Below are 19,618 nucleotides of genomic sequence, written 5' to 3'. Positions count from 1 at the left end.
ATCAGAAACTCGGCTCGACCGGCTTCGGGGGCAGCGTGACCACCTGTCCCGCATAGCTGAGCCCGGCGCCGAAGCCGAGCAACAGCGCCAGCTGGCCGCCCTTCGCCTTGCCGGTGACCAGCATTTCCTCCATGGCCAGCGGGATCGATGCGGCCGAGGTGTTGCCGGTGTTCTCGATATCGTTGGCCATCGGGATCTCGTCGGCCAGGCCGAGGTTCTTCTTCATCAGCTCGTTGATCCTGGCATTGGCCTGGTGCGGCACGAAGACCTCGATATCCTCCTTGGCCACCCCCGACACCTCCAGCGCCGTGGACAGCGCACGCGGCAAAGTGACTGCGGCCCAACGGAATACCCGCGGCCCCTCCATCCGCAGCGACATCCGGCCGAGCGGTTCGACCGCCGGATCGGTGCCCTGCATAGCCTGCGCCTTCTGCATGTACTCCAGGAAGTCGACGTCCTGCGCGATGGCGGACGCGTTCTCGCCGTCGCTGCCCCAGACCGTCGGGGAGATGCCGTTCTCCTCGCTCGGCCCGACCACGACGGCGCCCGCGCCGTCGCCGAAGATCATCGCGGTGCCGCGGTCGGTCGGGTCGAGGCCGACCGTCATCGTCTCCGCCCCGATCAACAGCACGTATTCCGCCGAACCCGCACGGATCAGATCCGCGGCGACGCCGAGACCGTAGCCGAAACCGCCGCAGCCGGAGGTCAGGTCGAATGCCGGAATACCGTTCAGCCCCAGGTCGTAGGCGACCTGGGGTGCGCCGTGCGGGGTCAGGGTGAGCCAGCTGGAGGTCGCGAAGATCAGCGCGCCGATCTTCGACCGGTCAATCCCGCTGTTGACCAGCGCCCGCTCACCCGCGGCCGCCCCGATACTGCGCAGCGTCTCGTCACCGCTGATCCAGCGGCGATTGCGGATTCCGGTGCGTTCGAAAATCCATTCCGGGGTCGAGTCGAGCACCTCGCACACCTCGGCATTGCTGACCACCCGGCGCGGGCGGTAGGCGCCGATGCCGAGCATCGAAACGTGCTGCCGATTCTTGTTTAACGCAAGGCTCACCACGATGTGACACTCGACCCTTCACAGAATGAACGAACTGACCGGAGTCCAGGCTAACCCACCGGTAGCTTTCGCAGGTCAGCCGAGTGCCAGGTCCTTCAGTCCGAGGATCGAGCGATACTCCAATCCCTCGGCCGCGATGACCTGGTCGGCGCCGGTCTCCCGGTCGACAACAGTGGCGACCCCGACGACGGTCGCGCCCGCGTCGCGCAGCGCGCGCACGGCGGTGAGCGGCGAATTACCGGTGGTGGTCGTGTCCTCGACCACGAGCACCCGCTTGCCGACCACGTCCGGACCCTCGATCTGGCGCTGCATACCGTGTGTCTTGGCGGCCTTGCGCACCACGAACGCGTCGATCGGCCGGCCCGGGGCGTGCATCACGGCCAGCGCCACCGGATCGGCGCCCATGGTGAGCCCGCCGACGGCGTCGAAATCCCAGTCCGCGACGAGCTCGCGCAGTAGCTTGCCGATGAGCGGCGCTGCCCGGTGGTGCAGCGTGGCGCGGCGCAGGTCGACGTAGTAGTCGGCCTCCTTGCCGGAGGACAGCGTCACCCGGCCGTGCACGACGGCCAGCTCGCGCACCAGCGCGGCCAATCTGTCCCGGTCGGATTCGGCGGCCGCGTCCGCGCCGGTCGCCTGGTCTGTTGCCTGATCGATCATTTCTGCGTCCTTCCGCGTGCGTTGAACAGTCCGCGATTCATTCGGGCCGCCAGGGTGCGCGGGATCATTCCCGCGACCGTGGTGATCGCTTTGTACTGCACACCGGGCACGCTGATCACCCGGTCTTTTTCCAGATCGCTCAGCGAACCGGCCACGACCCGGTCCACGGTGAGCCACAGTTGTTTGGGCAGCGACGACGTGTCGATACCCGCTCGCTCATGGAATTCGGTGTGCACGAAGCCCGGGCACAGCGCCTGCACCCGGACCCCGGTGCCTGCGAGTCCGCCCGCCAACCCTTCGGTGAAGGATACGACGTAGGCCTTGGAAGCCGAATAGGTCGAGCCCCGTCCTGGAATCAACCCGGATACGCTGGCGACATTCACCACCGAACCCTTGGCCGCCGCGATCATTGCGGGTAGCGCGGCCCTGGTCAACCGCACGACGGCGGTGACGTTGACGTCGAGCTGCCGTTGCAGGTCCGCCGGGGGCAGCGTCCAGAACGCGCCGGCTTGTCCGAAGGCCGCGTTGTTGACCAGGAATTCGACACCCTTTTCGGCGCGCGCGATGACCCGGTCCCGATCGGCCTCGTCCGCCAGGTCCGCCGCGAGCACCTCGGAGCGGGTGCCGAAGCGGCGTTCCAGTTCGTCGGCCAGCGCGGCGAGACGGTCCTCGTCGCGCGCGACGAGGACCTCGTCGTAGCCGAGGGAGGCTAGTCGCAGCGCGAAGCCGTGTCCGATGCCGGAGGTGGGTCCGGTGATCAAGGCGACAGGGCGAACAGCACCGGGCAGGCGAGCCGGTGCGGGATTCTCGAAGGTCATGGCTGCTCGAATCGCGAGAGGAACGGTAGGGCTGAGCAAGCATGCGCGCAGAATCGGGGCGGGCCGGACCGGCGCGGCCCGGTCACTGCGGTACGGGTCCCTGATACGGGCGGAAGCCCGGATGGAACGGCCCGCCGGCCTGTTCCGGTGTCTCGGCGGACTCCTGGTGCGGCTCGGGGCGGTTCGGTTCCTCCGCCCACTCCTCGTCGTCGGGCCAGTCGTCGTTCTGCCATTCGGCGCGGGCCTTGGCGCGCGCGTCCGGCACCACCGCGAGCGACGGCCGCCGCGGCGGCGCCTCGCGCTCGTCCGGCTCCTCGAATGGTTCCCGTTGCGGGCGGCCGGATCTCGGGTAGTCGTCCCGCTCGTCGTCGAACTCGTCCGGTTCGGCTTCGCGCCCGCGCTGACGCGGATGCGGGCGCCCGGGATCGTGACCAGCGCCGTCCATTCCGCGCGGTTCACTCACCGGCGGCAGCACGTGCAGCAGACCCGAGAGCCGCAGCACCGCATCGATCGCGGTCTCCCACTCGCGCGCGATGGTGCCGACCGAGAGCATGCCCAGGGTCCAGTTGCCCTCGCTCCACAGCATCTGCACGGAGTCGGGCAGCGATTCGATGAAGGCGACCATCCGCTGATCGACGGCATGCCTGGCGATTTCCGGATTGGTGGCGAAGACGACACGGTCACCGATCGCGCCGAGCAGTTCGAGATCGGCGTCCTTGGGCGGCGATGCGGTCTTGAGCCGCATATCGATATCGATATCCGAGCCGATCTGGCGGCGCACCGCGACCAGCGTCGCGGAATCCTCCAGATCGAACAGCACGAACTTCTCGCCCTTGCGGATTCCGGAGACCACGTCGACCGCCGACAGGTAGCCGAGCTTGGCCAGCGCGCCGCGCCGCCAGGTGGACGGCAGCGCGGGTTCGAGCGAAACATAGGTGTAGCCCTGAGCTTTCGCCCACACCTGTCGCGCATGCCCGGTCCGCTGCCGCTGTTTCCGATCGAAATAGAGCAGCACGATCGCACCAACCAGTGCGATCGTCGCCAGCCCGAACCACATTGCCGTCATCGCCGTCTACCCTAATGGTTGCTGCCGGACGAAGTCCGCCATTGCCCCGCGCACGGCCGGGGCGAATGCGGGCGTACACCTGGATTGTCCGCCGTCCGGCTCATTTGGGCCCGCCGGGCAGTGAAGTGCTGATGATGACCTTCGCCTGAATCGATCCGTCGGCGGCCTTATCCCCTTGCACCACAACCACATCGCCGACCGGCAGATCGGCGGCCTTGGCCGCCGAAACCGAGATCACCTGGGTTTTGTCGTCGGTGTGCACGGTGACGGTCGAGCCGAGCAGCGAGTTGATGGTCAGGGTGCCGCCGCTGTTGGCGGTGATGGTGCCGAGGGTGGCGCCGAGGGTGTCGACATTGCCGAGGCCGGGGATGCTCGGGATGCCGCTGGTGCCCGGCTGGCCGGAACGGGTCGGTGTGGGCAGTTGGGCCGTCGTGGTGGATTGGGCCGAGGTATTCGACGAACCCTTGTCGCCGAGTAGCACGCCCGCGACCACGCCCGCCGCACCGACGAGCAGGATCACCCCGATGCCCAGCAGCACCCACAGCCCGGTATTGCGGCGCGGCGGCTCCGGCTGGGGCGGCGGGCCGCCCGGCGGAACCGGACCGTTCGGCCCCCACTGCTGCGTGCCGGACCACTGACTCTCCAGCGTCGGCATCTCGCGGGTGGCGTTCGGGGGCGGCGGCGACCACGAATCGAACTGCTCGGCCGCCGGATACGTCGACGGCGCGGACTGGCCGTACGCCTCGTTGTACTCGGTGGTGTGCAGTGACGGCTCGTACCCGGACTTGCCCAGGTATTCGGTCGGCGCTTCCTCCGGCCGCTGCCCCCAGGGATCGTTCGGGTTCGTCATGGGTTCCAGAGTAGAGAAAGTGCGTGCCCCTGGAGGAAGGCACGCACTTCTGATTCTCGAATGACCCGCCGACGGCTGGTTACCTGCCCACGACGAGCCCGTCACCATCCGGGCTGACGGTCACCTTCACGGTGTCGCCGTCCTGCACCTCGCCCGCGAGCAGCTCCTTGGCCAGCGTGTCGCCGATCGACTGCTGGATGAGCCTGCGCAGCGGACGCGCGCCGTACACCGGGTCGTAGCCGCGCACCGCGAGCCAGAACCGGGCCGAATCGCTGACGTCCAGTTCCAGCCTGCGCTGCGACAGCCGCTTCTGCAGCTGCTCGAGCTGGATGTCGACGATCTGCTCGAGCTGTTCCTCGTCGAGCGCGTGGAACATGACCACATCGTCGAGGCGGTTCAGGAACTCCGGTTTGAAGGCCGAACGCACCGCGTTCATGACGAAGTCCTTATCACCGCCCGCACCCAGGTTCGAGGTGAGGATGAGGATGGTGTTGCGGAAGTCCACCGTGCGGCCCTGGCCGTCGGTGAGCCGTCCCTCGTCGAGCACGGCGAGCAGGATGTCGAATACATCCGGATGCGCCTTCTCGATCTCGTCGAACAGCACCACCGTGTACGGCCGCCGCCGCACCGCCTCGGTCAGCTGACCGCCCTGGTCGTAGCCGACGTAGCCGGGCGGCGCGCCGACGAGGCGAGCCACCGAATGCTTCTCGCTGTACTCGCTCATATCGATCCGGACCATCGCGCGTTCGTCGTCGAACAGGAAGTCCGCCAACGCCTTTGCCAGCTCCGTCTTACCGACGCCGGTCGGGCCGACGAACATGAACGAGCCGGTGGGCCGGTTCGGGTCGGCGACCCCGGCGCGCGCCCTGCGCACCGCGTCCGACACCGCCTGCACGGCTTCCTGTTGTCCGACAACGCGTTTGCCGAGCTCCTCCTCCATCCGGAGCAGCTTCTGCGTCTCGCCCTCCATCAGGCGGCCGACCGGAATGCCGGTCCACGCCGAGACCACCTCGGCGATATCGTCCGGCCCGACCTCCTCTTTCAGCATCACCTCGCCGTCTCCGGCTGCGGCACTTGCCTTTTCGGCGGCGGCGAGCTCCTTCTCCAGCGCCGGGATCTTGCCGTAGCGCAGCTCGGCGGCCTTGCCGAGATCGCCATCGCGCTCGGCCCTTTCGGATTCGCCGCGCAGGGATTCCAACTGCTCCTTGAGAATCCGGACCTGGTCGATGGCCTTCTTCTCGTTCTGCCAGCGGGTCATCAGCTGGTTGAGCTTTTCCCGGTCGTCGGCGAGCTCCTGGCGCAGCTTTTCCAGGCGCGCCTTGGACGCCTCGTCGGTCTCCTTGCTCAGCGCGACCTCTTCGATCTCCAGCCTGCGCACCGCGCGCTCGACCTCGTCGATTTCCACCGGGCGCGAGTCGATTTCCATGCGCAGCCGGGAGGCCGACTCGTCCACCAGGTCGATCGCCTTGTCCGGCAGGAAGCGCGATGTGATGTACCTGTCGCTGAGCGTCGCGGCCGCGACCAGCGCGGAGTCGGTGATGCGCACACCGTGGTGCACCTCGTAGCGCTCCTTGATGCCGCGCAGGATGCCGACGGTGTCGGCCACCGACGGCTCGCCGACCAGCACCTGCTGGAAGCGGCGCTCCAGTGCGGCATCCTTTTCGATGTGCTGGCGATACTCCTCCAGCGTCGTCGCGCCGACCAGGCGCAGCTCGCCGCGGGCCAGCATGGGCTTGATCATATTGCCCGCGTCCATCGCCGATTCGCCGGTGGCGCCCGCGCCGACAATGGTGTGCAGCTCGTCGATGAACGTAATGATCTGTCCGGCACTGTTTTTGATGTCCTCGAGCACGGCCTTGAGCCGTTCCTCGAATTCACCGCGGTATTTCGCACCGGCCACCATCGCGCCGAGGTCGAGCGATACGACGGACTTGCCGCGCAACGATTCCGGAACGTCGCCGGCGACGATGCGCTGGGCCAGTCCCTCGACGATGGCGGTCTTGCCGACGCCCGGTTCGCCGATGAGCACCGGGTTGTTCTTGGTGCGCCGGCTCAGAACCTGGACCACGCGCCGGATTTCGGTGTCGCGCCCGATGACCGGGTCGAGTTTGCCCGCGCGCGCGGCCTCGGTGAGATCGGTGGAGTACTTCTCCAGCGCCTGGTAGCTGCCCTCCGGGTCGGGTGTGGTGACGCGGTGGTTGCCGCGCACGGTCGTGAACGCCTCACGCAGCGAATCCGCGGTGGCGCCATACTTTTTCAGCAGCATGGTGATATCCGAGTCACCCTCGGCGAGGCCGACCATGACGTGCTCGGTGGAGACGTATTCGTCACCCATTTCGGTGGCGAGCCGCTGGGCGGCGGTGATCGCGCCGAGCGCCTCGCGGCCGAGCTGCGGGGTGGTGGTGGCACCGGTGGCCCGCGGCAGCCGGTCCACGATGTCCTGTGCCTCGCGTCGCACCGTCGCTGGGTCGACGCCGACGGCTTTCAGCAGTGGGGCGGCGATGCCATCGGTTTGATCCAGCAACGCCACCAGCAAGTGCGCCGGACGGATCTCCGGATTCCCCGCGGCCGATGCCGCCTGCAGGGCGGCCGTCAGCGCCGCCTGGGTCTTGGTGGTGGGATTGAACGAGTCCACAAATCACCTTCCTACTAGTTGTTTCCCACGGCCCCCTAGGGCAGTTGGTCGACGGAATGACCAACCGACAGCCCTGCCGTTCATACCGTCCAACGTCGGAAAGGTTGAGTCTGTTCCGCTCAAGTTTGGAAAGTTACAGACCTATCGGGAAACGCTACGCCGCGACACCACCGAATGGGACGAATCATCACGTCTTACCCATACCCACGCATACGATGGCCCTGGCCGTTGGTTGATGCATCACTCGTCAGCCGGACTCTGAGGAGCTAATGGATGCGCGCGATCGTGGTACGGAAGTTCGGAGCGACACCGGAACTGGCCGATATGCCGCTGCCCGAACCCGGGCCCGGTCAGGTCCGGGTGCAGGTCGAGGCGGCCGGTGTCAACCCGTTCGACCAGCGCATGGCCACCGGCTACCTGGACGGCAAACTGCCGCACGACTTTCCGATGATCCTCGGGGTCGACGGCGCGGGCACCATCGCATCGGTCGGGCCCGGCGTCACCGAATTCGGCGTCGGCGACCGCGTTGTCGGCAAATTCCTCTATCCGCCGGTCGGCCACGGCAGCTTCGCCGAATACGCGGTCGCCCCGGAGCACGGCACCCTGGTGCCCATCCCCGACGGGGTCTCCACCGTCGCCGCCGCTGCCCTGCCGACCGCGGGTATGACCGCGCAGGACATCGTCGACGCGGCGAAGATCCAGCCGGGGCAGCTGGTGCTGATCATCGGCGCGACCGGCGGCGTCGGCTCATTCCTGGTGCAGCTGGCCAATATCGCAGGCGCACATGTGATCGCGACCGCGCGCGGCCCGGCGGCGGATCAGGTGACGCGGCTCGGCGCGGCCGAAACCGTCGACTACACGACCGGCCCGGTCACCGAGCAGATCCGCGCGCTGCACCCGGACGGCGTCGACGTGCTGCTCGATCTGGTGAGCCCGCCGGAGGCGCTGGCCGAGCTGACCACCCTGGTGCACGACGGCGGCGTCGTCTACTCCACCATCTGGTCCGCCGACGAGGATGCGTTGCGCGGCCGGGGTATTCGCGGCGGCAATATCGAATCCAAGGGCGGCGCGGCGGAATTGGCCCGGCTGCTGGTCCGGGTCGCGGACGGCGACGTGGTGGTGCCGGTCGACCGGACGGTGCCCATGGCGGAGGCGGCCTCGGCGATCGGCGCCACCGGCGCGCGCGGTAAAACCGTCCTGGCCATCTGACCAATGAGCGGGGAACCAATGCGCCACCCTCCGCGTTGGTTCGGTTCCAGCGTCGAAAAAGTCCGGCCGATTCGGTCACGTAACCATGCCGGAGCATGTAGTTTGCCCAGCGGTTACCCGCCGGTTCGGTGCTCCCACCGATAAGCACCCGGCCACGGCATTTTCAGGGATACTTGACCACGGAGGACCGCCGGTTACGGGAAGGTCGCCGGGCAGCTCATCAGAGGGAAAGGAAGCTCCACGTCGTGGATGCGCGTTCAGCAGCGCTGGTCCGCGCCAACTTCCGTTCGGTGACCGAATCACCGAACGGACCCGAGCGGTTGATCAGTGCGTTCTACGGTCATCTGTTCGCCGAGAATCCCAGCCTTCGCGAACTGTTCCCGCCCGCCATGGATATGCAGCCCAAACGGCTGGTCACGGCCATCCAGTACGTCATCGACCATCTCGAGGACTGGCAACGGGCCCAGAAATTTCTGGAGCAGTTGGCCCGCGACCATCGCAAATACGGTGTCGAGGCGGCTCATTACGATCTGGCGGGCCGCGCCCTGCTCGCGGCGTTCCGCGCGTACAACGGCAGCGCGTGGAACCGCGCGCTGGAGGAGGGTTGGCGCGACATCACCATCCTCATATCGGCGTCCATGGCCATCGGCGCCAATTCGGACAAATCGCAACCGTACTGGGAGGCCACGGTTGTCGGCCATCGGCGGGTGCTGGAGGATTTGGCCATCGTGCGGCTGCAATCCGACAGCCCGGTGCCGTATCAGGCCGGGCAGTATGTTCCGGTCGCGATACCGCAGCGGCCGAAGATGTGGCGCTACTTCTCGCCCGCGATTCCCTCGAATCCGTACGGGGAGATCGAATTCCACGTCCGCAAGGTGCGCGGCGGCTGGGTCAGCCCGGCCATCGTCAACGAGACCAGGGTCGGTGACCGGTGGCAGATCGCCGGCCCGCTCGGTGGCCTGCACGTCGACCGGGACAGCGGCCGCGACGTGCTGCTGATCGGTGCGGGCACCGGGATAGCGCCACTACGCGCGCAGCTGATCGAGATGGGCCAGCGCGGCATCAATCCGCGGGTGCACTTCTTCATCGGCGGCCGCTACCCGTGCGATCTGTACGACGTGGAGAACATGTGGCAGCTCTCGCAAAGCAATCCGTGGCTCACCGTCGTTCCGGTCTGCGAACAGAAGACCAACCCGTGGTGGTATCCGCATCCGCCCGCCGACGCACCGTACGGCATGCATCGACGGCTGATCGGTAATCTCGGCGCCGTGGTTGCGAGCTTCGGCGCATGGGCGGACCGGCAGATCCAGATCGCCGGTTCGGCCAGGATGATCGCCGACACCCGCCGCGCACTCATCGCGGTCGGCACCCCGGAGCAGAACATCAGCTGCGATCCGGTGTGAGGTAGCCGCATCCGACGATTCACGCGAGTACGAAGAGTTCTCGCGCCATTGGCGCGACAAGATTGGATACGGCAAATATGGATATCAACCCGGGCGCGCTCGGCAACGGGCTGCATCGGGAGCCCGAATGGACCGCCACCGTGGTCGGTCATCACCGGCTGCGCCACGATCTCGCGGTGATCCGGCTGATCGGTGAATTCGTTCCGTTCACCGCGGGGCAGTCGGTCGAGGTGCAGGTGCCGCAGCTGCCGGGCATGCGGCGGCGTTTCTCCCCCGCGCTGCCACCGTCGCTGGACGGCAAGCTGGAGTTCCACGTGCGCACAGTGCCGGGCGGCTGGTGCAGCGGTTCCATCGTCGCCGACACCAAACCGGGCGATGAGTGGCGAATCTCCGCTCCCCTGGGCACTTTCATGATCGATCCGGCGGGTCCGGACGTGGTGATGGTCGCGGGCGGCACCGGCCTGGCGCCGATGCGTTCGCAGATCCTGGAATTGGCCCGTAAGCCGGAGCCGCCGCGCACCTATCTCTTCGTCGGCGGCCGCTCACCGCGCGATCTGTACGCCGAGGACATGCTGGTGCTGCTGGCCGACGAATTACCTTGGCTCACCGTGATTCCGGTGGTGGACAGCCCGGAGGATCCCGGCTGGGCCGATGAATGGTACGAACAGGCGCGGGTGGACATCGGATTCCAGGAAGACGACCTACTGGTCGGCACGCTCGCCGATGTCGTTGCCTCCCATGGGGCATTCGACGATCACCAGGTGTTCGTCTGCGGTTCGCCCGCGATGACACGAGCCACCGTGGACCGCTTGGTCGCTGCCGGAACGCCTCCCGAACTCATTCAGTTCGAAGGGATTTGACTGCGGCTCCGCTCAAAACAGCGGATCGTGCCGGATGTTCTTGGTCTGCGTGCCAGCGGCCATCAGCCGGAACTTGGTGGTCTGCACCATGGATGGCGCGCCGACGATCTGCACATCCCGATCGGTCCACGGCCCGTGTGCGGCGACCACCTTGCCGATCTGACCGGTGACGCGCGGTTCCAGACCGGGCAGTTCGGGCTCCGGCTCACCGGAATCCAGGTACCACCAAGGGTTTTCGTCGCTCTCGGCGACCGGGGTGACGGTGAGCCACTTGTTGGCGACGGCGAGCTGGCTCAGCACCGGTAAGTCGTAGAGGTCGCACGGATGATGCCCGCCGACGAATAGATGGACGCGAGGGTTGGTGCGGCGCTGGGCCATTGCCATCAGCTGGGCCCGCAGCGGGGCGATGCCGGTGCCGCAGCCGACCATCAGCATCTTGCGTTTGGTGTTGCGCGGCACGCCGAGTCCGCCGAGCGGCGAGCCGAGCAGCCACTGATCGCCGACGGCGGTGTGGCCGACGATGGCCGGACTGACCCAACCGCCCAGCACGCTGCGAATATGGAATTCGATCTCTCCGTTGGCATTTGCGGGGACGGCGGGGGAAAGGTAGCGCCACATTCGCGGACGGGCCGGAACCTGCACGCTCATGTACTGCCCGGCGGCGTATTGCATCGGCTGATCGAGCTGCAGGCGCACGATGGTGAGATTGCGTAGCACGTCGCGACGTTCGACGACGGTGCCGGACCAGACCGGCGGTGTGGTCTCTTTTTCCGCCGCGCCGATCATGGTGTCGGCAATGAGCTTCAGACCCTCGTCCCAGCCGTTGTCCACCTCGTCGGTCCACATCTCACTGTCGGCAAACCCGCGCAGCGCGGCCTTCAGCGAGGCGCCGACGGCGACGTAATGTTCCGGCTGCACACCGTATTTGCGGTGGTCGCGCCCGAGCTGGGCAAGGAACGGCAACAGCTTGTCGGGTTCCTCGAGGCGGTCGAGCGCGTACATGATCGCCTTGACCAGGCGGTCGCGCTGGGCATCCATTGATGCGGGGAAGAATTCACGAACATGGGGGTAGTCGGTGAACAAGATCGCGTAAAACGATCTCGCCAACTTCTCCGGCCCCCCTTCCTCCGCAGCAACCGCCTTGAACGTGGTTCGAATCAAAGCGACAGTCCGCGAATCCATTTGTGTCACAACCCCATTTCGCACTCGAACGCACCCGTGCCGGCGAGTGAGGGTGCTGCGGGACACTCGACAGCAGCCGTTGCCGAGAAGTGTAGGTGAGGTTAGCCAGCAACGGAATCCTTCGTTTAAACAACACCGGTGTAATTCCGTTCAACCAAGGTTCCCGCGCGCAAATCCGGCTTGAAACAAACTGCAAGACCGCTATGCCACAAGGAAATCGGTCGAGTGCACACCGAATTTGCCTGCCCCGATTTGCAAGATTCATCCCGATTCGTGATCACGGAGCGATCGGGTGGCAACTTCAGCGGCGCAATGACTTTCATGGCCATATCGGATACCACGCCGCGCGCCGCCCCAACCGCGGCAGAATCCGAATAGCAAACGAGTCACACAATCGGCGATGGACGCGTGATCGAATTACAGCTTACTGTCAGCTAATTCGCTTCCGAAACGATTTAATCGGGCAATAGGGCAACAACGGACATCGATTTGCCAGCTTGCCACCGATGTTTGCTGATCGGTTCCGGAAGCGATTGCGGCGCATTGCCGAACGATCATGTGTCAGATGGGGAAACGACAAGCGGGCCGCGGAAATCCGGTCACCGAGTGGTGAAACCGGCTCCGCGGCCCGCTCGTTCGGTCGTTACGAACGCCGATTACGTGGCTGCCACACCACCAGCGCGGTACTGCGCTGCTGCGGAACGAGATCCGGACGGTAGCCCGCCCGCAGCCGTTCCAACTCCGCCCGCGTCTCGACGAGCTGCTGCTGCAGCGCCTCCACCTGATTGGTGAGCTCGATGATGCGCTTGATGCCCGCCAGGTTGACGCCCTCGTCCTGGGACAGCCGCTGCACCTCGCGCAGCAACTCGACGTCCCTGGCCGAATAACGCCGCCCGCCGCCCGAAGTACGTTGTGGCGTAACCAGACCGAGGCGGTCATAGGTGCGCAGTGTCTGCGCGTGCATGCCCGCCAGTTGGGCCGCGACCGAGATCATGAAGAACTCGGTCCGCGAACCGCCGCTCGCCTGCTTCGGATCAGTGGACATCACGCACCTGCCCATCCCGCACGTGGATCGAAACCGCTGGCCTTCTCCGCCTCCGCATAGCGCTTCAGCGCCTCGCTCGCATCGTTGTCCAGCTTCTGCGGCACCGCAACCTTCACGGTGACCAACAGGTCACCCGCGCCGCCGCCGCGCTTGGGCACACCGCGGCCGCGCACCCGAAGGATCCGGCCGTCGGCGGTGCCCGGCGGCACCTTGACCCCGACCCTACCCTCCAGGGTAGGTACGGAAACCGTTGTGCCGAGCACCAATTCGCTGTAGCTCACCGGCAGCACCAGGGTCAGGTCGTCGCCGTTGCGGCCGAAAACCTTGTCCTGGCTGACGTGCACGGTGACATACAGGTCGCCCGACGGCGCGCCCCGCAGCCCGGCCTCACCCTGCCCGGCCAGCCGAATCCGTTGCCCGTCACCGACACCCGGCGGAATCCGGACGGTGATGGTGCGGGTGCGGTTCTGGATACCGCTGCCGTGGCAGTCGACGCACGGGTCGTCGATGATCGAGCCGGTGCCCCGGCATTCGTCGCACGGCTCACTGAATCCGAACGCGCCCTGGTTGCGGCTGATCACGCCGGTTCCATTGCAGATGGGGCACACTCGGGGACTGGTCCCCGGTTTGGCCCCGCTGCCGTGACAGGTGGTGCACGGCGACGGACTCGTCATCCGCAGCGGAACGGTGACGCCCTGTGCGGCCTCGCGGAAACCGAGCGTCGTCTCGGTCTCCACATCGGCCCCGCGCCGCGGCCTGCTCGACGTCCGGGTGCCGCCGCGGTTGAAGAGTCCGCCTAGTAGATCGCCGAGGCCGCCGTCGCCCGCGCCCGCGTTGCCGAAGATGTCACCGATATTGAAATCGCTGGAGAATCCGCCGCCCGCGCCCGGCGTGAAACCGCCGCCGCGCGGATACCCGCCGGCGAAAAGCCTGCGGGTCTCGTCGTATTCCTTGCGCTTGGCCGGATCCGACAGCACGGCATGCGCCTCGCTGACGGTCTTGAAGCGCTCCTCGGCCTTGGTGTCACCCGGATTCGCGTCCGGGTGCAGATCGCGGGCCAGTTTGCGGTAGGCCTTTTTGATCTCGTCCTGGGAGGCGCTGGAGGAGACACCCAGCTCCTTGTAGAAGTCCTTTTCGATCCACTCCCGCTGACTCACCGAGTATCTCCTCCTCCCGCAGACTTATTGGTTTTGTACGTCGGCATCGTCGGATGCCTCTGTCTCTGTGGTGGCCGAAGCGAGATCGGCCACGCCATCGGTTACCCCGACGAGCGCGTGGCGAAGCACCCGATCGCCGAACCGATAGCCCTTGCGCATGACGACACCGATCACCGGATCGTGCCCGGAACCCTCGTGCTGCACGGCCTCGTGCAGCGTCGGATCGAAAGGCTCACCCTCGGAACCGAATTCCTCCAGACCCTGCTTCTGCAGAGCGGCGGCCAGCTTGTCGGCCACACCCTTCAGCGGGCCGGACTCCAGGTCGCCGTGTGCGCGCGCCCGGTCGAGATCGTCGAGCACACCGAGCAATTCGCCCACGACGGCGGCCTTGGCCGAATCGATCGCGGCCTTGCGGTCGCGCTCGACGCGCCGCCGGTAGTTGGCGTACTCGGCGGTCAGGCGCTGCAGATCCGCTGTGCGCTCGGCGAGTTCGCCGCTGATGGTGTCGGCGAGGACATCGCCCTCGGGCCCGTCGGCAGACCCATTGTCTGCCAACGGTTCCCGAACGTCACCGGTGTCCGGGTCAATCTTTCGATTGTCGACGATGGTGATCGGCTCCTGTTCGGAGTTGTCCTGTGTCACTTCTTCTCCGTGTCGACCGGCTCGTCAACAACCTCCGCATCGACGACCTGATCATCGGCCGCCGCGCTCGACGCGCCGTTACTCGACGCGGCCGATTCCTGCGCCGAGGCCTCGTAGATGGCCTGGCCCAGTGCCTGCGACTCGGTCGCCAACTTCTCCACCGCGGACTTCACCTTGGCGATATCGGTGCCCTTCAGCGCCTCGTTGGCCTCGGCGATGGCCGCCTCGACCTTGGACTTGACGTCCGCGGGCACCTTGTCCTCGTTCTCCTTGATGAACTTCTCGGTCTGGTGCACCAGCGACTCGGCCTGGTTGCGGGTCTCCGCCTCCTCGCGCCGCGCCTTGTCCTCGGCCGCGTGCTGCTCCGCGTCCTTGACCATCCGGTCGATCTCCTCCTTGGACAGGCCGGAGCCGTCCTGGATCTTGATCGTGTTCTCCTTGCCGGTGCCCTTGTCCTTCGCGGTCACGTGCACGATGCCGTTGGCGTCGATATCGAAGGTGACCTCGATCTGCGGCACGCCGCGCGGGGCCGGCGGGATGCCGGTCAGCTCGAAGGAGCCGAGCAGCTTGTTGTGCGAGGCGATTTCGCGCTCACCCTGGAACACCTGGATCTGCACCGACGGCTGGTTGTCATCGGCCGTGGTGAAGGTCTCCGAACGCTTGGTCGGAATGGTGGTGTTGCGCTCGATGAGCTTGGTCATCACGCCGCCCTTGGTCTCGATGCCCAGCGACAGCGGGGTCACATCGAGCAGCAGGACGTCCTTGACCTCACCCTTGAGCACACCGGCCTGCAGCGCGGCGCCGACGGCGACGACCTCGTCCGGGTTGACGCCCTTGTTGGGCTCCTTGCCGCCGGTCAGCTCGCGCACCAGATCGGTGACGGCGGGCATCCGGGTCGAACCACCAACCAGCACAACGTGATCGATATCGGACACCTTGATGCCCGCGTCCTTGATCACCGACTGGAACGGCGCACGGGTGCGATCCAGCAGATCGGAGGTGATCTTCTGGAACTCCGCGCGGGTGAGCTGCTCGTCGAGGAACAGCGGGTTCTTGTCCGCGTCGACGGTGATGTAGGGCAGGTTGATCGAGGTGCTCTGGCTGGAGCTCAGCTCGATCTTGGCCTTCTCGGCGGCCTCGCGCAGCCGCTGCATCGCCATCTTGTCCTTGGTCAGGTCGATGCCGCTGGTGCCCTTGAACTTGTCGACCAGCCACTGCACGACCCGCTCGTCCCAGTCGTCACCACCGAGGTGGTTGTCACCGGAGGTGGCGCGGACCTCGACGACGCCCTCGCCGATTTCCAGCAGCGAGACGTCGAAGGTGCCGCCACCGAGGTCGAAGACCAGGATGGTCTGCTCCTTGTCGCCCTTGTCCAGGCCGTAGGCGAGCGCCGCCGCGGTGGGCTCGTTGACGATGCGCAGCACGTTCAGGCCGGCGATCTGGCCCGCTTCCTTGGTGGCCTGCCGCTGAGCGTCCTCGAAGTACGCGGGCACGGTGATGACCGCGTCGGTGATCTCCTCACCGAGGTAGGCCTCCGCGTCGCGCTTCAGCTTCATCAGCACGCGCGCGGAAATCTCCTGCGGCGTGTACTTCTTGCCGTCGATGTCGACGTTCCAGTCCGTGCCGATGTGCCGCTTGACCGAGCGGATGGTGCGGTCGACATTCGTGACCGCCTGGTTCTTGGCCGGCTGTCCGACCAGAACCTCACCGTTCTTCGCGAAGGCGACGATCGACGGGGTGGTGCGCGATCCCTCCGAGTTGGCGACTACGACCGGCTCGCCGCCTTCGAGAACGGCGACGACCGAGTTCGTGGTCCCGAGGTCGATTCCGACCGCACGAGCCATGGTTCCTCCTAGTTGACGTAAAACAATCTGTGGTGGTGCCGGACGATCCGCGGTGTCCGCCGCGAAAGGCCCGCCAGCGACTTCGCAGTCGCGAGACCCAGCCCCGATACCCCAGGCCCCGATATCCCGGGACCGCCTCGGCACCCTCATGGAGCACGGCCTCAGCAACGCTGAGCGTGGTCGGCTCAATCCTGCCCCTCCCGAGGCTCGGGAGTCAACTGGAACTTGAGTCAGCCTCACTCAACCTTGGCGAAAGGCTCAACGGCCGGTATCCGCGAATAATTCCCGGACCGGCGACTTTTTCTAAATTTGACCTACAGGTACAAAACGCTGTTAGAGTCGGGGCATGGGCAGGCCCAAACAATTCGACCCCGACGCCGCCGTCGAGCGGGCCATGGAGGTCTTCTGGCGCAAGGGCTACGCCGCGACGACACCGCAGGATCTGGTCGATGCGCTCGGCATCGGCAAGGGCAGCCTCTATCACGCGTTCGGCAGCAAACACGCACTGTTCGAGCGGGCGCTGCGGCGGTACCGCGAGGCGCAGGCGACCACACTCACCGACCTGCTGGAACAACCGGGACCCGCCAGGGAAAAGCTGCGCACCGCACTGCGATTCATCGCCGAGGACACTCTCGCCGATCCGGATCGGCGAGGCTGCCTCGCGGTCAACACCGCTGCGGCGCTGGGCAATACGGACGATGCCGCGGCCGAGCAGGTACGCCGGATGTTCGATCGCACGGAGGCGGCCTTCCGGTCGGTCATCGCGGAGGGGCAGCGGGCGGGCGAGATCGATCGCACGCGCGACGCCGCGGATCTGGCCAGTTTGCTGCTCAATACCGTTGTGGGACTCCAGGTTCTGTCGAAAACCGCACAGGGGCCCGAGCGATTGAACCGGGTTGTCGACGGGGTGCTCGCCACGATCTGAACCCCCGACGCCGGTTACCGCAGCGTCGCAATTTGTTCGAGGAAAGAAGGAATTTCATGGACCTCAGGCTGAACGGCAAGACCGCGTTGGTCACCGGCGCGAGCAAGGGCGTCGGGCTGGCCACCGTGCGCAGGCTGACCGCCGAGGGCGTGCGCGTGGCAGGTGCCGCGCGCACCATCACCCCAGCACTGAAAGATACCGGCGCGGTGTCGATTTCGGTGGATCTGAGCACACAGGACGGTCCGGCCGCGATGGTCGAGCAGGCCGTCGCCGCACTCGGCGGCATCGATCTGCTGGTCAACAATGCGGGCGGCGGCGACAGTGCGGACGCGGGCATGGGCATGGGCGGCTTCGCCGAACTGGACGACGCGCACTGGCAGCGCACCTTCGACCTCAACCTGTACGCCGCGGTCCGCACCACCCGGGCCGCGCTGCCGAGCCTGCTGGAACGCACCGGAAAATCGGGCGGCTCGGCGGTGGTGAACGTATCTTCCATCGGCGCCTGGCTGCCCGCGGGGCCGCCGTTGGCGTACAACGTCGCCAAGGCCGCGCTCACCGCGTTCAGCCGGGGCATCGCCGAAGAGCTCGGCCCGCAAGGCATTCGGGTCACCACCGTGTCGCCCGGACCGATCCGCACCGATATCTGGGAGTCGGCCGACGGCTACGGCGGCCATCTCGCCGCAGCCGCGGCAATCGAGCACGAGCAGTTCCTCGAACAGGTTCCGGCGATCATGCGGATGATCACCGGGCGCATCGCCGAACCCGACGAGGTGGCCGCGCTCATCACCTTCCTACTGTCGGACGTCGCGGCCAGCATCGCCGGATCCGATCACCTGATCGACGGCGGAGTCGTCAAAACCGTCTGAAATCTCCGACCACGGTCCGATGCTCCCCGGTCTGTTCCGGACCTACCATCGGCGCAAAGTCGCCTATGACAGTGGGGGTTTCCATGAGCACCGGGGTTTCGACACGGACGCGCATCTGGCTGCGCTGGGTGGCCTACCACGCCGCCCCGCGCGCATTTCTCACGATGCGAGCGCGGCAGGGCGACCCACTCGCCCGAATCATGGTGGGCCGCAATCGCTGCGCCGAGCTGTATCCGATGATCGAACGGGTCCGGGCCGACGGCAGGCTGGTCCGGACCCGATACTTCACCGTGACGGCGGACCACGAGCTGTGTCGGACCATATTGCGGGACAACAGATTCGGCGTGCTCACCCCGGAAAATATGGATATGGGGCGGCCGATCCGCTGGATTCTGACGAAAACCGATCCGGGGCTGCCGAATCCGGTGGAGCCGCCAGCCATGGTCGCGGTCGATCCGCCCGAGCACACCGAATACCGGCGTCCGATCGCGAGCGCGTTCACCCCGCGCGCCATCGCGAAACTGAATGATCGCATCGTCGAGGTCACCGATCAGCTGCTCGACCAGCTGGCCGAGCTGCCCCGGCCGGATCTGATCGCCGATTTCGCCTGCCGGCTACCGGTCGCCATCATCGCCGAAATCCTCGGTGTGCCAGACGAAGATCACGATATGCTGCTGTCCTGGGGGCACAGCGGCGCACCGCTGCTAGACCTCGGACTCAGCTGGCGGACCTACCGCGAAGCGATCGCGATACTGGTCGACGGCGACAACTACTTCGACCGGCACATCGACCGGCTCAGCGCCGATCCGGACAGCAGCATCCTCAGCCACCTCGCCGAGAAGCGCGAGCTCGGCAGGCGGGAGCTGTCCGCCAACTCCTCGCTGCTGCTCGGCGCCGGCTTCGAGACCACGGTCAACCTCATCGGCAACGGCATCGTGCACCTGCTCGCACACCCGGAACAACTGGCGCTGCTGCGCGACGAACCGGACCGCTGGCCGAACGCCGTCGAGGAGATCCTGCGCTACGAGAGCCCGGTGCAGATGACCGTGCGCCGGGTCAACAGCGATCTAGAGCTTGCGGGACAACACCTTCCGGCGGGCACCACCCTCGTCCTGCTGCTCGGCGGGGCCAACCGCGACCCGGCGGCCTTCGACGACCCGAACCGCTTCGATATCACCAGGGCCAACGCGCGCGACCACCTCGCATTCGGCAGCGGTATCCACGCCTGCCTCGGCGCGGCCCTGGCCAGGACGGAGGGCGCGACGGCGCTGCGGGCGCTGTTCGAGCGGTATCCGGACCTGCGGCTGGACGGGGCTCCGGTACGGCGCGACCTGGTCACCCTGCACGGGTATCAGCGGTTGCCTGCGAAACTCGCGGTGCCCGTGGCACATTGAATGTC

At 66.5% G+C, this 19,618-nt stretch carries 17 protein-coding genes; 6 read left to right on the top strand and 11 right to left on the bottom strand.

Going from position 1 to position 19,618, the window contains the following annotated elements:
• Position 1: 1 nt before the first annotated feature.
• The 6 genes from LGY53_RS08320 to clpB all read right to left on the bottom strand — a co-directional run bounded on the left by LGY53_RS08320 (position 2) and on the right by clpB (position 7,086).
• Positions 2 to 1,060 carry a beta-ketoacyl-ACP synthase 3 gene (locus tag LGY53_RS08320; RefSeq protein WP_225726038.1) on the bottom strand — a complete coding sequence of 353 codons (1,059 nt, stop codon included), beginning with the start codon at positions 1,058 to 1,060 and terminating at the stop codon, positions 2 to 4.
• Between the two features lie 75 nt (positions 1,061 to 1,135).
• A complete protein-coding gene (gene pyrE / locus LGY53_RS08315; RefSeq protein WP_225726037.1) occupies positions 1,136 to 1,717 on the bottom strand; it encodes an orotate phosphoribosyltransferase in 582 nt (193 codons plus the stop codon).
• Positions 1,714 to 2,535, bottom strand: a complete 822-nt coding sequence (locus LGY53_RS08310) for an SDR family oxidoreductase (RefSeq protein WP_225726036.1) — start codon at positions 2,533 to 2,535, stop codon at positions 1,714 to 1,716. Before LGY53_RS08310 ends, pyrE begins: the two co-directional genes overlap by 4 nt.
• An 82-nt stretch (positions 2,536 to 2,617) precedes the next feature.
• On the bottom strand, positions 2,618 to 3,601 hold the full coding sequence (locus LGY53_RS08305) for a hypothetical protein (protein WP_374111148.1): 984 nt from the start codon (positions 3,599 to 3,601) through the stop codon (positions 2,618 to 2,620).
• 100 nt (positions 3,602 to 3,701) lie between these two features.
• Positions 3,702 to 4,451 (bottom strand): DUF5666 domain-containing protein, encoded by a 750-nt coding sequence (locus LGY53_RS08300; RefSeq protein WP_225726035.1) that lies wholly within the window; start codon positions 4,449 to 4,451, stop codon positions 3,702 to 3,704.
• A 79-nt stretch (positions 4,452 to 4,530) separates the two neighbouring features.
• Positions 4,531 to 7,086: an ATP-dependent chaperone ClpB gene (gene clpB / locus LGY53_RS08295; protein ID WP_225726034.1), complete on the bottom strand. Its 2,556-nt coding sequence runs from the start codon at positions 7,084 to 7,086 to the stop codon at positions 4,531 to 4,533.
• Positions 7,087 to 7,359: 273 nt separating this feature from the next.
• Between clpB and LGY53_RS08290 the strand changes: the two genes are divergently transcribed.
• The 3 genes from LGY53_RS08290 (at position 7,360) to LGY53_RS08280 (ending at position 10,558) form a co-directional block, all read left to right on the top strand.
• Positions 7,360 to 8,295, top strand: coding sequence for an NADP-dependent oxidoreductase (locus LGY53_RS08290; protein ID WP_225726033.1), 936 nt, complete (start codon positions 7,360 to 7,362; stop codon positions 8,293 to 8,295).
• A gap of 245 nt (positions 8,296 to 8,540) precedes the next feature.
• Positions 8,541 to 9,698 carry an FAD-binding oxidoreductase gene (locus tag LGY53_RS08285; protein ID WP_225726032.1) on the top strand — a complete coding sequence of 386 codons (1,158 nt, stop codon included), beginning with the start codon at positions 8,541 to 8,543 and terminating at the stop codon, positions 9,696 to 9,698.
• A 77-nt stretch (positions 9,699 to 9,775) separates the two neighbouring features.
• Positions 9,776 to 10,558, top strand: a complete 783-nt coding sequence (locus LGY53_RS08280) for an FAD-binding oxidoreductase (protein WP_225726031.1) — start codon at positions 9,776 to 9,778, stop codon at positions 10,556 to 10,558.
• 12 nt (positions 10,559 to 10,570) lie between these two features.
• On the opposite strand, the gene LGY53_RS08275 is transcribed toward LGY53_RS08280, so the two are convergent.
• From LGY53_RS08275 to dnaK, 5 genes are all read right to left on the bottom strand, one after another.
• Positions 10,571 to 11,740 carry an FAD-binding oxidoreductase gene (locus LGY53_RS08275; protein ID WP_225726030.1) on the bottom strand — a complete coding sequence of 390 codons (1,170 nt, stop codon included), beginning with the start codon at positions 11,738 to 11,740 and terminating at the stop codon, positions 10,571 to 10,573.
• 643 nt (positions 11,741 to 12,383) lie between these two features.
• Positions 12,384 to 12,785: a heat shock protein transcriptional repressor HspR gene (locus LGY53_RS08270; RefSeq protein WP_167478466.1), complete on the bottom strand. Its 402-nt coding sequence runs from the start codon at positions 12,783 to 12,785 to the stop codon at positions 12,384 to 12,386.
• Positions 12,785 to 13,942 carry a molecular chaperone DnaJ gene (dnaJ, locus tag LGY53_RS08265; RefSeq protein WP_167478467.1) on the bottom strand — a complete coding sequence of 386 codons (1,158 nt, stop codon included), beginning with the start codon at positions 13,940 to 13,942 and terminating at the stop codon, positions 12,785 to 12,787. The genes LGY53_RS08270 and dnaJ overlap by 1 nt, the downstream gene beginning before the upstream one ends.
• A gap of 24 nt (positions 13,943 to 13,966) precedes the next feature.
• Positions 13,967 to 14,584: a nucleotide exchange factor GrpE gene (gene grpE, locus LGY53_RS08260; protein ID WP_225726029.1), complete on the bottom strand. Its 618-nt coding sequence runs from the start codon at positions 14,582 to 14,584 to the stop codon at positions 13,967 to 13,969.
• The gene (gene dnaK, locus LGY53_RS08255; RefSeq protein WP_225726028.1) at positions 14,581 to 16,428 is read right to left on the bottom strand and encodes a molecular chaperone DnaK; all 1,848 of its coding nucleotides are present in this window, start codon (positions 16,426 to 16,428) and stop codon (positions 14,581 to 14,583) included. The genes grpE and dnaK overlap by 4 nt, the downstream gene beginning before the upstream one ends.
• A 346-nt stretch (positions 16,429 to 16,774) precedes the next feature.
• Here dnaK and LGY53_RS08250 point away from each other — a divergent pair, with 346 nt between their 5' ends.
• From LGY53_RS08250 to LGY53_RS08240, 3 genes are all read left to right on the top strand, one after another.
• On the top strand, positions 16,775 to 17,353 hold the full coding sequence (locus LGY53_RS08250; RefSeq protein WP_225726027.1) for a TetR/AcrR family transcriptional regulator: 579 nt from the start codon (positions 16,775 to 16,777) through the stop codon (positions 17,351 to 17,353).
• A 56-nt stretch (positions 17,354 to 17,409) separates the two neighbouring features.
• Positions 17,410 to 18,219, top strand: coding sequence for an SDR family oxidoreductase (locus tag LGY53_RS08245; RefSeq protein ID WP_225726026.1), 810 nt, complete (start codon positions 17,410 to 17,412; stop codon positions 18,217 to 18,219).
• A gap of 83 nt (positions 18,220 to 18,302) precedes the next feature.
• A complete protein-coding gene (locus tag LGY53_RS08240; RefSeq protein ID WP_225726025.1) occupies positions 18,303 to 19,613 on the top strand; it encodes a cytochrome P450 in 1,311 nt (436 codons plus the stop codon).
• Positions 19,614 to 19,618: the final 5 nt, after the last annotated feature.

Origin of the sequence: Nocardia sp. JCM 34519.1 (genome assembly GCF_020361265.1) — a bacterium.
GTDB classification, from domain to species: Bacteria; Actinomycetota; Actinomycetes; order Mycobacteriales; family Mycobacteriaceae; genus Nocardia; species Nocardia arthritidis_A.
Note: the sequence above shows the minus strand (reverse complement) of the source record. Positions and strands in the feature narration are given on the sequence as shown.

Coding starts and splice junctions, on each gene's coding strand:
- pyrE (WP_225726037.1), bottom strand. CDS start 1,717: ATGATCGATCAGGCAACAGACCAGGCGACCGGCGCGGACGCGGCCGCC.
- LGY53_RS08310 (WP_225726036.1), bottom strand. CDS start 2,535: ATGACCTTCGAGAATCCCGCACCGGCTCGCCTGCCCGGTGCTGTTCGC.
- LGY53_RS08305 (WP_374111148.1), bottom strand. CDS start 3,601: ATGACGGCAATGTGGTTCGGGCTGGCGACGATCGCACTGGTTGGTGCG.
- LGY53_RS08300 (WP_225726035.1), bottom strand. CDS start 4,451: ATGACGAACCCGAACGATCCCTGGGGGCAGCGGCCGGAGGAAGCGCCG.
- LGY53_RS08290 (WP_225726033.1), top strand. CDS start 7,360: ATGCGCGCGATCGTGGTACGGAAGTTCGGAGCGACACCGGAACTGGCC.
- LGY53_RS08280 (WP_225726031.1), top strand. CDS start 9,776: ATGGATATCAACCCGGGCGCGCTCGGCAACGGGCTGCATCGGGAGCCC.
- LGY53_RS08275 (WP_225726030.1), bottom strand. CDS start 11,740: ATGGATTCGCGGACTGTCGCTTTGATTCGAACCACGTTCAAGGCGGTT.
- LGY53_RS08270 (WP_167478466.1), bottom strand. CDS start 12,785: ATGTCCACTGATCCGAAGCAGGCGAGCGGCGGTTCGCGGACCGAGTTC.
- dnaK (WP_225726028.1), bottom strand. CDS start 16,428: ATGGCTCGTGCGGTCGGAATCGACCTCGGGACCACGAACTCGGTCGTC.
- LGY53_RS08250 (WP_225726027.1), top strand. CDS start 16,775: ATGGGCAGGCCCAAACAATTCGACCCCGACGCCGCCGTCGAGCGGGCC.
- LGY53_RS08245 (WP_225726026.1), top strand. CDS start 17,410: ATGGACCTCAGGCTGAACGGCAAGACCGCGTTGGTCACCGGCGCGAGC.
- LGY53_RS08240 (WP_225726025.1), top strand. CDS start 18,303: ATGAGCACCGGGGTTTCGACACGGACGCGCATCTGGCTGCGCTGGGTG.